Below are 12,080 nucleotides of genomic sequence, written 5' to 3' on the forward strand. Positions count from 1 at the left end.
CTGGACGGCCTTTCCGGGGGTAACAACCTTCTTGCCTGTTCTCAGGGCTACCCACATAATCGCACCATCAAATGTGGGTAGGCTTGAGGGTATGTCGGCTAAATCAATCCATCGATTAAATGCAGTAAAAGTGGCCAAAGAGGCCTCCCCCGGCTATCACGCCGATGGTGGCGGTCTTTATTTGCAGATTTCCCCGAGCGGCTCACGATCTTGGATATTCCGGTTCACACTGGCCAAACGCTCTCGGGAGATGGGGTTGGGCCCGCTTTCTGCTATTTCGCTGGCCGAAGCTCGTTCTGAAGCGACGCGGTGTCGCAAACTCCGTTGATCCTATCGAGGATCGCAAAGTGAGGCTAGCGCCTTCACCAGCATGTTTCGCAGATTATTCGCAAGACGCCGACACAGTACAGTGCGCAGCAGTGCGATAGTATGGGAGTTGGTGCGCAGAGAGCTAGTTCGGTGTGACGGCAGGGGCCGAAGCAGCAGCCGCCGCGCCGACAACAGGCGCAACAGCCGCTACTACCGCTACTGCCGCGGGCGGTTCGCCCTTCACATCGGCAGCGTTCTTTCGGGAGACTTTTCTCGCATGTTCATCAGCGCCTACTGCGCTCGCATCGTCCTCATCTGCGTTGCGCTTGCCCGCAGGTTGCAAGAGTTTTATTTTGGTCAGTAACGGCTTCATAACTGCAAGTATCTCGGCATCCTCTTCTGTTCGTATGGTCGTCTTGATGTTCTTGTGACTCGCCGCCAAGCTCTTGAATCTCTCCATGTAGTTATTCCACTCGACAATTGTCAGCGGTTTAACTGCTGCTGCCGCTGCTGCTGCCGCTGCACCTGCGATAGGAAGCGCATTATTCCTCGTCGCAACGTCTGCCGCCAACGTGTTGGCCTGCGCAAGTAACGTTTTATATTGTTGTATCTGGATGCCAAACTGACGATGTCTTTCAATCAACGCATCAATCTCTGTACATAAGGCGGCACCAAGCAGGGTATCGACGCCAGCAATTGTCCGTCCTCTCCTGGTCACTACGATGCACTCATCCGCCGTTTGCCTTGCCGCGAATTCCGTTCCGACAGCGTATTGATTACGTGTAGGAGGCAATTTAGTCCTCAAGACACCTACCTTCGCCTGCACTTGCATGGCTGTCTTTTTCGCCAAAATCCCTGGATAGCGATTGATTACCTGCGGATTCTGCTTCAAGGTAGCGAGATCCGCATTCGCAGGATTTAGCTGCTTCGCTTCAACATCCGCTAAGAAATTAGGATGTGCAGCCTCGATATCCGTTTTATTCTCATCATATAAAGGGAGTCTAGTCAGCAAGTTGATAGATAACGGTTCGTACTCTGCAATTTCTTCAATCTTTGCGTCGCGTATATTTGCGATATTGAGGCTCTTAAACGCAGCTATGTGGGTGATTCCTGCATTGACCTTCGAAATCTCCATCACTTGTGCGATGAGATCGTGGATATCCTTGAAATAGGGTAAATGATAGATGAAATGAGACTCATGGCTATTTTTCCGGCGCACTCTCAAATCCAGATTTTGAGTGGGTCTGTTCGCGCCTCCACCGGACACTGAAGAACCGGTATTCCAATTATCACCGGCGGGATCCGCCGCTCCCAATTTACCCCACTCATGGTCGACAGCAGTGATTTCCGACGTCAGTATCCAATCATTGGTGACCGCCCCTTTATTTCCGTCTTTGGTATCATATTTCGCCTTCGCATCTGCTGCTGCCTTGGCTGGCGTCACCTTCTTCAGTTGATATGCTCCGCTGTCCGAAGCCGGCCGCAAAACGGTTTGCGCTTTGCGTTGCAACTGGGCGCGTGGGCTCATCGCAAGCTGCTGCGCCATCGTGCGATGAGCGGCCGCGCTGTCTCGATTGTCGCTAAATCCGGCGACATCTTCTCTTGACAACGATTGCTGAGAGGTCGGGGCGCTTTGTATCGATGCACGAGGTTGAAGCGGTGCTTTCATTGTTTCCCTTTGAGGCGGGGCGTCACGGTAAGTGTCTGCTTTTGCCGCCGATTGCAGCCAGTCATTTCGTTACCAAATTTCTATAGTGGCAGAAAAGTCAGCCGGTGTATGCGCTCGAATGTTGATGGTGGACGGTACGAAGCTATTCCCCTTACATGTCGGTTTAGCCTAATATCGAGTGATTTTCCCTCATGAGCCAAAGGTAAGACAATCCCCAAGTCGATTCGCTCTTTTTGCTCGGCGGCCCATGTTGGCAAAAACAAGACGTTTGGTCCCTCAGGAGCGCCTCCAAACGCACCGCCCTTCGCAGCTATTTCGGCCTTCTCTCTTGAGTCAATTTCGGAAAAGTCTAGCGCGTTCTTCTTTTTCTTAAAAAAATTAAACACTGATACTTTCCCTATATGTATTTTCTGTTGCGTGTTTTATTTGTCGGCGAGGCTACTTCTAGTCGAAAGCGGAAGCAAGCCATGGGGTATTTCCCCGAAGCTAGTCTTTCTTCGCTACTAGGATAAAATCGTGAATCACGGCGACAGTCCGCTCCATGAATTCGCGCGCATCGGCTGATGGGGCCGAATTTTCCTCAATGGAATCAAGCTGTCTCTGTAGGAGCGTCTGAAAAGGCGTGCCTGCTCAGGGGCCTGGGCTGCACAAAGCGAATAGAGCACGGCTTTCATGCCTGTGATTTTCGCTCACGCTTTGTCTCATTCAGCGTTTGTCATTCCATTCTCCTTGTAGATTTATTTTGAGGACAGTATAACGGCTGCGCCCGGTGCGTGAATTTGATGAAACAGACCCCATGAACTGACAGCAACAAATAGGCGAAAGAATGCCCGCACACGTAGAAGGCCTGATCCTCGGCTCCTTCTTGTTGCATGGCCGGCGCATTACGGCTTCACGTGGGTAAGGAGAGAAATTTGGAAGAGGAGCCATAACCAGAGCGGCTTTGCTGATCGCTTAATACTGCCCCTCTCTCCGCCAGAATACAGATAAGGCCTCCAGACATGGAGGCTTTTTCATTTGTGCTATTCAGCATAGGTTGTGCCATTCGTAGTTTGCCACTGCAGACTTACGAGCATCGCCCTCAACCATCCATCCCATGAAAAAGCGCATCATCAGGCCCGATAAAGCGCGGCGCTTTCCAGGTCGCGTCTTTGAGCGAATGCGGCACTTGTTCCGCGACGCCCAGCAGGGAGGCGAAAAGCGCCATCCGGACCGGGATGCCGTTGTCGGTCTGGCGGAAGATCGCCAGGCGAGGGTCGTGCAGAAGATCGGCGCCGAGATCGTTCGCGCCCGGGCGGCTGTCGCGCGGCAGGGGGTGCATGATCAGCGCATCCGGTTTGCACACCGCATTGACCAGCGCCTGGTTGATCTGGAAATCCGGGGTGTAGCCCTCGATGGCTTCGTTGCCGAAGCGTTCTTTCTGTATGCGTGTGGCATACACGACATCCGCGCCGCGCAAGCCGTTGGCAAGATCCGATGTTTGCTCCACGACGTTGCCGTTGACCGCGATGCGCTCGACGATGTGCGCCGGCATTTCCAGTTGTCCGGGAGCGATCAGCGTGAATTTGATGCCGCGGTAGAGCGCCAGCAGTTTGCTCAGCGAGTGCACGGTACGGCCATATTTCAAGTCGCCGACCATGGCGATGTGGGCGCCGTCGACCAGCTTGCCCAGGCGGGAGAATTCGCGCTGTATCGTGTACAGATCAAGGAGTGCCTGGCTTGGATGTTCGCCCGGCCCGTCTCCTGCATTGATGACGGGGATGTTGGTTGCGCGCGCGAATTCCGCGACGGAGCCCTGGTCCGGATGACGCACCACCAATGCGTCGACATAACCGCTCAGGACGCGGCTGGTGTCGTAGATCGATTCTCCTTTCGCCATGGAGGAGAACGTGAAACCCGTCGTGTCGCACACCGAGCCGCCAAGCCGGCAAAAAGCCGCGCCGAAACTCACCCGTGTGCGGGTGCTTGCTTCGAAAAACAGATTCCCCAGTACGGCGCCTTCCAGCACGCGCGACACTTTTTGTCTGCGCGCAATCGGCTGCATCACGTCCGCCAGTCGAAACAGCGCCTCGGCGGATTCGCGCGAAAACTGATCGACGGAGAGCAGGCAGGGTTTGCCTTCATGCGAGATAGTTAAATCAGAAGCTTGATATACGCTTTGCGTATTGATTGGCGTATTCGCGCTGAGAATTTCAGTCACAAAACGCTCAACAATGTCAGGCATGCGCCGAAACTCTTGCGATTCGACCGGCAATAGCCAGGTGTCCAGGGCCCTGCGACTCACGCCGATTCTTGAAGAAAGCACTTCTCGCGTCATGTTCAGGCGACGCATGGCATCACGCAGAAAGCTTTGTTGTTGAATAGTCATTGTTATTCATCGATATTGTACGCAATGCGTATTTTATTGATTGTTTTTGGAAATTGCAATGATATTCATATACATGTTGCGTAGTGTCTTGTGGCAAGTGGCGCTGCGACCTTGCAGTTTTAGTCACGTCGCCGCAGATCAGGCAATTTCGCCGACGCGATGGCAGGCGACCAGGCTGCCCTTGAAGTTTTGCAGCACGGGGGCCTCCTGGCGGCAGCGTTCGACGGCGTGCGGGCAGCGGCCATGGAAGGCGCACCCGGGCGGCGGCGCCAGCGGCGACGGCAGTTCGCCGTCGAGCATGAGGCGCACCTGGCGTTGCGCCGGATCGATGCGCGGCGTGCTGGCCAGGAGGGCGCGCGTATACGGATGCAGCGGGCGGCCGAAGGTGTCGGCCTTGCTGCCGTGTTCGACCACTTTGCCGAGATACATCACCATGACGTCATCGGCAATATGCTCCACCACCGACAGGTTGTGAGAGATGAACAGATACGCGACCCTGGTCTTTTGCTGGATATCCATCAGCAGATTGAGCACCTGGGCCTGGATCGAGACGTCCAGCGCCGAGACCGGTTCGTCGGCGACGATCACTTTCGGATCCAGCATGAGCGCGCGCGCAATGGCGATGCGTTGGCGCTGGCCGCCGGAAAACATGTGCGGATAGCGACTGTAGAATTCCGGACGCAGTCCGACCTGCTTCATCATCTCCTTGGCTTTTTCCATGCGCTCGGCGCTGTTGAGCCGGGTGTTGATGATCAGCGGTTCTTCCAGCATGGCGGCGACTTTTTTGCGCGGATTCAGGCTGGCGTCGGGATTCTGAAACACCATCTGCACCAGTGGGCGCGCCGACTTCAGAATGACGGGATCGCGGTCGGCGACATTTTTTCCATCCAGCCAGAGTGCGCCGGCGGTTGGCGATTCGATCATGGTGACCTGCCTGGCCAGGGTCGATTTGCCGCAGCCGGATTCACCGACCACCGCCAGGGTCTTGCCGGCGGCGAGCGTGAAGGACACGCCATCCAGCGCCCGCGAGATCGCCTTGGGTTTGAACAATCCCTGAGAAACGGGGTAGTGCTTGGTCAGTTTGTCTGCGCGCAGCAGCATTTCCGATGCACCTGTCGTGGGCGTGCTTGCCGGCGTCGATGTAAAGAGTTCGGTCATCAGCTTGCCTTTTGCCATTGATTGGTCGGACGGCCGGCGCTATCCAGCGGAAAATGGCAGCGCACTTTGGCGTGGTCAGCGCCGGTCAGGGCCGGGCGCACTTCGCTGCAGTAAGGCAAGGCATAGGCGCAGCGCGGACTGAGCAGACAGCCGGCAGGCCGGTCGTACTGGCCCGGCACCATGCCGGGAATGGTTTGCAGGCGATCGCGGCCGGCATTGTTTTCCGGCAGCGCTGCCAGCAGCGCCTGGGTATAGGGGTGTTGCGGCGCGTTGAAGATCTCGGGAACGGTGCCGGTTTCCAGCACCTGGCCGGCATACATCACCACCACGCGTTGCGCGGTCTGCGCCACCACGCTCAGGTCGTGGGTGATCAGCATCAGCGCCATGCCCCGTTCGCGTTGCAAGTCCAGCAGCAAGTCCAGCATCTGCGCCTGCACGGTAACGTCGAGCGCGGTGGTCGGTTCGTCGGCGATGAGCAGGTGCGGATTGCAAGCGATGGCGATGGCGACCATCACGCGTTGACTCATGCCGCCTGACAGCTGATGCGGATAGGCATCCAGCCGACGCTCGGGATCGGGAATATTGACTTGCCTGAGCAGTTCAAGCGCGCGGGCGCGCAATTCGGTTTTTGACCCCTTTTCATGCACGCGCAAGGTTTCCATCAACTGATACGCGACGGTGAAGGATGGATTCAGGCTCGTCATCGGATTCTGAAAGATCATCGCGATGTCCTTGCCCAGCAGGGCGCGCCGTTCACGCTCTGACATCTTTAGAAGGTCCTGTCCATCGAAGGCCATGCGCTCGGCCTTGACGCGGCCGGGATAGTCGATCAGTCCCATCAGCGCCAGCGAAGTGACGCTCTTGCCGGAGCCGGATTCGCCGACGATGCCGACGACCTCGCCCCGTTCGATGTGCAAGTCGAGATCGTCGACGGCGATGTGCGGATTGGTCTCCGTGCCGAATTCAACGCGCAGATGGTGGATGTCAAGAAGCGCCATGGTCTATCGTTTCAATTTGGGGTCGAGGGCGTCGCGCAGACCGTCGCCCATCAGGTTGAATGCCAGCACCGAGATCAGGATCGCCAGGCCCGGGAAGGTCACCACCCACCACGCGCTCTGGATGAATTCGAGCGCGCTGGCGAGCATGGAACCCCATTCCGGCGTCGGCGGTTGGGCGCCGAGACCGAGAAAGCCCAGCGCCGCAGCGTCGAGAATGGCGGTCGAAAATCCCAGCGTGGCCTGCACGATCAGCGGCGCTGCGCAGTTGGGCAACACGCAGTTGAACATCAGGCGCAGCTTGCCGGCGCCGGCAATACGCGACGCGTTGACGTAGTCCTTGGACAGTTCGCTGATCACGGCGGCGCGGGTTTGCCGCGTGTAGTGCGGCAAGAGCACGATGGCGATCGCATACATGGCGTTCATCAGGCCGGAGCCGAGCACGGCCACCACCGCTACCGCCAGCAGCAGGCTGGGCAGGGCGAGCAGGATGTCCATCAGGCGCATGATGATCAGTTCGGCGACGCCGCGGAAGAAGCCTGCGATCAGACCCAGTGCGATGCCGACGCTCAGCGAAATGGTGACGGAAACCAGCCCGATGATCAGCGACAGGCGCGTGCCGTAAATGATGCGTGACAGGATATCGCGGCCGACCGGATCGGTGCCGAGCAGGAAGCGGGCGCTGCCGCCGGTCTGCCACGCAGGCGGCGCCAGCGTCGTATCGCGGAATTGCTCGATGGCGGAGTGCGGCGCGATGACATCGGCGAAGATCGTGGCCAGCAACATCAGCAGGATCAGCGCCAGGCCGATCACGGCGCCGCGGTTCTGGCGGAAGTGACGCCATAGTTCGATCGCCGGATGTGGCGGCTTGCCGATCTCGGCGGAGATGTTCGCGACCGTGGTTGGCGCGGCAGGGAAAGTTTGATCGCTCATGTGCTGTGCCTGATTCTTGGACTGATGACGCCGTACAGCAAATCGACGGCCAGATTGACGCCGATGACGATGCTCGCGGAAAGCAGGATGCCGCCCTGCACCACGGTGTAGTCGCGGCTCTGGATCGCGCCGACCAGCCACTTGCCGATGCCGGGCCAGGAAAAAATGGTTTCGGTCAGGATCGCGCCTGCCAGCAGCGTGCCGATCTGGAGGCCGATCACGGTCACCACCGGGATGAGCGCATTGCGCAGGGCATGGATGCCGATGACGCGCAGCTGGGATAGGCCTTTGGCGCGCGCCGTCCTGACATAATCTTCGCGCAGCACCTCCAGCATCGCCGAACGCGTCATCCGCGCGACGACCGCCAGCGGAATGGTCGCCAGGGTCACGGTCGGCAGGATCAGGTGCGAAAGGGCGGAGCGGAAGGCGTCCATGTCGCCCGCGATCAGCGTATCGATCAGCATGAAGCCGGTCACCGGCGGCAGGTCGAACATGATGTCGATGCGGCCCGATACCGGTGTCCAGCCGAGCGTGACGGAGAACAGCAGGATCAGCAGCAGCGCCCACCAGAAGACCGGCATCGAATAGCCGGTGAGCGAGACGCCCATCACGGAATAATCGAGCACGGTATTGCGTTTCAGCGCGGCCAGAATGCCGGCCGGGATGCCGATCAGCAGCGCCAGCAGCATGGCGCATACGGACAGCTCCAGCGTCGCCGGGAACAGCGTCGCAAACTCGCGCAAGACAGGTTCATGCGTGACATAAGACACGCCGAGGTTGCCACTGGCGACTTGCTTCAGATAGCTGAAATATTGAATGTAGAGCGGCTGGTCCAGACCCAGTTCATGCGCCATGCGCGCATAGAGCGCCGGATCCATGCCGCGTTCGCCGGACATGGCTTCCACCGGATCGCCAGGGATCAGGTGGATCAGTGTGAACACCAGCAGGGTGATGCCGAGGAAGGTCGGAATGACCAGGCCGGCCCGGCGAAGCAGAAAAACGAACATAAGAAATACCTTGGGTAAAAATGAAAAGAACGCGCCGGTCCGTCTGGTCTCCACTGACCTCAGAAAACTTGTCGGAGACTTGCACTGCCGTCATCGCGATGGCGAAATCAGCGACCGGTACGACTTGTGTTGCCTGGTATTTTCAGTTGATCAAGGACTGGTCGAATTCTCTGGACACCCGGATCCGATGTGGACTACCGGCCGTTGCAGAGGAAGCGATGTCGTCGTTTCATCGTCGTCTTGTATGTGTTGCCGCCGACAGCCTTCTTATCGATACAAGAAGGCCGCCGGTAGCGGTAGTGCCCAGCTGGTCAGCTTACTTGGCCAGATCGACCTTGTCGAAATAGTTATGGATAGTCGCATCCATCTTGAAGCCCACCACTTCCTTGCGCACCGGGACGAAGCGCGTGGAGTGCGCGATCGTGACCCATGGCGCTTCTTCCTTGGCAATGACCTGAGCCTGTTCGTACAGCTTGGCGCGGTCGGCTTGCTTGTTCAGGGACTTGGCCTTTTGCACCAGCGCTTCATAATCCTTGTTGCACCAGCGCGCCACGTTGCCGCCGCCTTGCACCGCATCGCAGCCGAGCACGGTCTTGAAGAAGTTGTCCGGATCGCCGTTGTCGCCGTTCCAGCCGTACATCATGGCGTGCTGTTCACCGGTTTTGGAGCGCTTGCGATACTCGCCCCATTCAAAGGTCGTGAGCTTGGTCTTGACGCCGACCTTTTCCCAGTCGGCCTGAATCAGTTCGGCCATGCGCTTGCCGTCCGGATTGTAGGGGCGGCTGACCGGCAGGTACCAAAGCTCGACTTCGACGCCGTTGGCATAGCCTGCCTTGGCCAGCAATGCCTTCGCCTTGGCCGGGTCGTAAGCGTAGTCCTTGACCTTGTCGTTATAGCTCCACATGGTCGGCGGGATCAGGTTCTTGGCGGCCATGCCGGTACCCAGGAATACGGTGTTCAGGATGCTTTGCTTGTCGATCGCCATGTTCAGCGCCTGACGTACTTCCTTGCTGTCGAAGGGTTTCTTCTCGACGTTGAAGGCGATGTAGCCGACGTTCAGGCCTGGTTTGGTCAGCAGCTTGATGTTCTTGTCTTCCTTCATCAAGGCCAGGTCGGCCGATTTCGGATAGGCCATGACCTGGCACTCGTTGGCTTTCAGCTTCGCGTAGCGCACCGAAGCATCCGGCGTGATGGCGTAGATCAGGTTGTCGATCTTGGGACGGCCTTGCCAGGATTTGTCGAACGCCTTGTAACGGATGACCGCGTCTTTCTGATAGGAGACGAACTGGAACGGCCCGGTGCCGACCGGATCGCGGTCGATCACGTCAGGCGTGCCGGCGGCCGCCATCTTGTCGGCGTATTCGGCCGACAGGATGGACGCGAAGTCCATCGCCAGGTTGGCGAGGAAAGGCGATTCAGGCGCCTTGAGCGTGAAGCGCACGGTGTAGTCGTCGATCTTCTCAAGCTTGTCGACGATCTTGCTCATGCCCATGTCGTTGAAGTAGGCGAAGGATTGGCCGGCCGCCAGCTTGTGGAAAGGATGGCTGTCTATGGCCATGCGATTGTACGAAAAGATCACGTCGTCGGCATTGAAGTCGCGGGTCGGCGTGAACTTGGCGGTGGTGTGGAACTTGACGCCATGGCGCAGCTTGAATGTATAGGTCAGGCCATCGGCGGAGACTTCCCACGATGTCGCCAGTCCCGGCACGATGTTGGTGGTGCCGAGCTCGAACTGCACCAGGCGGTTGTACATCGGTACGGACGAAGCATCGAAGGTCGTACCGGTGGTGAACAGTTGCGGATTGAATCCTTCCGGGCTGCCCTCCGAGCAGAACACCAGCGTCTTTGCCGCCATGGCGACACCGCCGTAAATGCACAGGACCGAGAACAGGCCTGCCTTGATCATTAACTTGTGCTTACTTTTCATCTGTTGTGCCCCATTTATATGTACCAAAACAAAAACTCCACCGAGACGGCTTGTTGCATCGTCTGAAAACTTCGGCGGTTCCTTAGCCGCTTTGTTGCATTTCGCTATCGCAATGCAAATATCGGGCCAATTTTGTGCGCACGGCTTCGTACTGTCCTATATGCCTGTCCTGGCCGGACCGGGCATTCCGGTTGCCGATTGAGGCGCCTGCTCAGGTTGCCATGATGTCTTCAATTTCTCCGCAGGTTTTGGGAATGACCTCTCCCAGGATACGCGCGTCGCCGTCGGTGACCACGACGTTGTCTTCAATGCGGATGCCGCCAAAATCCAGGTAGTCATTGAACCGCTCATAGTCGATGTATTCGCGGTGCAATCCTTGATTTTCCCAGCGCTGTATGAGTTGAGGGATGAAATAAATGCCGGGTTCCACGGTGATGACCATGCCCGCGCGCAGGGGTTTGGCCAGCCGCAGATTGCGCAGGCCGAACAGTTCGCTGCGGCGGTGCCGGGCGTCGTAGCCGACCAGGTCTTCGCCGTAACTTTCCATGTCGTGGACGTCCAGGCCCAACTGGTGGCCGAGTCCGTGCGGATAGCACAAGGCATAAGCGCCGGAATCGACGATCGCTTCAGGATCGCCGCGGAAAAGTCCCAATGCGGTCAGGCCGCGCACCAGGTCGATTGCCACAGCACGGTGCACGTCCGCATAAGCAATGCCTGCCCGCAGCGTTGCAATGCACTGTTGTTGCGCATGCAGCACCACTTCGTAGACGGCGCGTTGGCGGTCCGAGAAACGGCCGCCGACGGGGATGGTGCGCGTGATGTCGGCGACATAGTGAAACGGGCTCGCGGCGCCGGAATCGTTGACGACCAGGTCGCCTTTGCGCAAACGGTTGTCATAGGAATGGTTGTGGAGAATTTCACCGTGACGGGAAAAAATCGGTATGTACGGCGCGTAGGTATTGTGACGACGCAGCACGCGCTCCATTTCCGCAACAATCTCATATTCGTAGACGTCGGGTTTGGCGTGCCGCATCGCCGCAATGTGCATCAGGCGCGCGACCGCTTGCGCCTTTTCCATTTCAAGGATTTCTTCGCTGCTTTTGACTTCGCGCAGGCGGACGATGGCGGCAATAAGATCTTGCGATGCACCATCCCTGATTTGCTGCGCCGGTTTCTGCAGTAAATCACCCAGTACGGCAACGGTCTCGGCGCGATAGGGCGGAACATAGTGGATCGTGCGCATTTGCTGCTGTGCGCGGGCAAGCAACTGCTGCAAATCCGCGCTGGGGAAGACGGTATCGATCCCGGCCTGAGCGGCTTCTTCCCGCAGGCTCATGGGGTGGGGGCCGTGCCAGATGATGTCGCTGTCGGATTGCTCGTCGCCGAACAGGACTTCGCTGCCGTCGTCGAGATCGATGATCGCGCTCAGGGCCGGGCGTTGCAAGCCGAGGAAATAGGCGAAGGTGCTGTCCTGGCGAAACGGATAGGCGTCCCGCGGCGAGCTGAGCGGAATGGCATCGGCGCCCATCAGCAGCACCAGCCCGGATGGCATGGACTGCTGCAGCTGCCGGCGGCGGCGTTGGTATTCGTTACGGGTAAACATCGTGTCTCCGTTTTATTGTCGGTAAAAATATCGGTGATGCAAACGGATGCAGGTTCTTCTCGGGCGCTGTCAGACTACATGGATCAGGATGATAGGTCCAAGTTGCCGGCG

General features: G+C 58.0%; 8 protein-coding genes and 1 pseudogene. 1 reads left to right on the top strand and 8 read right to left on the bottom strand.

The annotated features are described in order from the left end of the window. Nucleotides 1-91 precede the first annotated feature (91 nt). Nucleotides 92-322: pseudogene (locus tag PMI16_RS25305) on the top strand (Arm DNA-binding domain-containing protein); the annotation flags it as partial. Between the two features lie 129 nt (nt 323-451). On the opposite strand, the gene PMI16_RS12495 reads toward PMI16_RS25305, so the two are convergent. The 8 genes from PMI16_RS12495 to PMI16_RS12530 all read right to left on the bottom strand — a co-directional run bounded on the left by PMI16_RS12495 (nt 452) and on the right by PMI16_RS12530 (nt 11,969). Then, the gene (locus PMI16_RS12495) at nt 452-1,978 is read right to left on the bottom strand and encodes a hypothetical protein (protein WP_007879983.1); all 1,527 of its coding nucleotides are present in this window, start codon (nt 1,976-1,978) and stop codon (nt 452-454) included. A gap of 1,081 nt (nt 1,979-3,059) precedes the next feature. Continuing rightward, nucleotides 3,060-4,346, bottom strand: coding sequence for an aspartate carbamoyltransferase (locus PMI16_RS12500; protein ID WP_034380222.1), 1,287 nt, complete (start codon nt 4,344-4,346; stop codon nt 3,060-3,062). A gap of 138 nt (nt 4,347-4,484) precedes the next feature. Further along, the gene (locus PMI16_RS12505) at nt 4,485-5,504 is read right to left on the bottom strand and encodes a dipeptide ABC transporter ATP-binding protein (protein WP_081493410.1); all 1,020 of its coding nucleotides are present in this window, start codon (nt 5,502-5,504) and stop codon (nt 4,485-4,487) included. Continuing rightward, nucleotides 5,504-6,502, bottom strand: a complete 999-nt coding sequence (locus PMI16_RS12510; RefSeq protein WP_007879988.1) for an oligopeptide/dipeptide ABC transporter ATP-binding protein — start codon at nt 6,500-6,502, stop codon at nt 5,504-5,506. The genes PMI16_RS12505 and PMI16_RS12510 overlap by 1 nt, the downstream gene beginning before the upstream one ends. A gap of 3 nt (nt 6,503-6,505) precedes the next feature. Further along, the gene (locus PMI16_RS12515) at nt 6,506-7,432 is read right to left on the bottom strand and encodes an ABC transporter permease subunit (RefSeq protein ID WP_007879989.1); all 927 of its coding nucleotides are present in this window, start codon (nt 7,430-7,432) and stop codon (nt 6,506-6,508) included. Next, nucleotides 7,429-8,439: an ABC transporter permease subunit gene (locus PMI16_RS12520; RefSeq protein ID WP_007879991.1), complete on the bottom strand. Its 1,011-nt coding sequence runs from the start codon at nt 8,437-8,439 to the stop codon at nt 7,429-7,431. Before PMI16_RS12520 ends, PMI16_RS12515 begins: the two co-directional genes overlap by 4 nt. A gap of 316 nt (nt 8,440-8,755) precedes the next feature. Then, entirely contained in the window at nt 8,756-10,366 is a 1,611-nt protein-coding gene (locus PMI16_RS12525; RefSeq protein WP_007879997.1) for an ABC transporter substrate-binding protein, read from the bottom strand. Nucleotides 10,367-10,577: 211 nt separating this feature from the next. Beyond that, on the bottom strand, nt 10,578-11,969 hold the full coding sequence (locus tag PMI16_RS12530; RefSeq protein WP_007880000.1) for an aminopeptidase P family protein: 1,392 nt from the start codon (nt 11,967-11,969) through the stop codon (nt 10,578-10,580). Nucleotides 11,970-12,080: the final 111 nt, after the last annotated feature.

This window comes from Herbaspirillum sp. CF444, assembly GCF_000282135.1.
Classification (GTDB): Bacteria; Pseudomonadota; Gammaproteobacteria; order Burkholderiales; family Burkholderiaceae_D; genus Herbaspirillum.

What these genes read in the sequence shown, in the direction of transcription:
- PMI16_RS12495 (WP_007879983.1), bottom strand. Translation starts at nt 1,978, where the DNA reads ATGAAAGCACCGCTTCAACCTCGTGCATCGATACAAAGCGCCCCGACC.
- PMI16_RS12500 (WP_034380222.1), bottom strand. Translation starts at nt 4,346, where the DNA reads ATGACTATTCAACAACAAAGCTTTCTGCGTGATGCCATGCGTCGCCTG.
- PMI16_RS12505 (WP_081493410.1), bottom strand. Translation starts at nt 5,504, where the DNA reads ATGACCGAACTCTTTACATCGACGCCGGCAAGCACGCCCACGACAGGT.
- PMI16_RS12510 (WP_007879988.1), bottom strand. Translation starts at nt 6,502, where the DNA reads ATGGCGCTTCTTGACATCCACCATCTGCGCGTTGAATTCGGCACGGAG.
- PMI16_RS12515 (WP_007879989.1), bottom strand. Translation starts at nt 7,432, where the DNA reads ATGAGCGATCAAACTTTCCCTGCCGCGCCAACCACGGTCGCGAACATC.
- PMI16_RS12520 (WP_007879991.1), bottom strand. Translation starts at nt 8,439, where the DNA reads ATGTTCGTTTTTCTGCTTCGCCGGGCCGGCCTGGTCATTCCGACCTTC.
- PMI16_RS12525 (WP_007879997.1), bottom strand. Translation starts at nt 10,366, where the DNA reads ATGAAAAGTAAGCACAAGTTAATGATCAAGGCAGGCCTGTTCTCGGTC.
- PMI16_RS12530 (WP_007880000.1), bottom strand. Translation starts at nt 11,969, where the DNA reads ATGTTTACCCGTAACGAATACCAACGCCGCCGCCGGCAGCTGCAGCAG.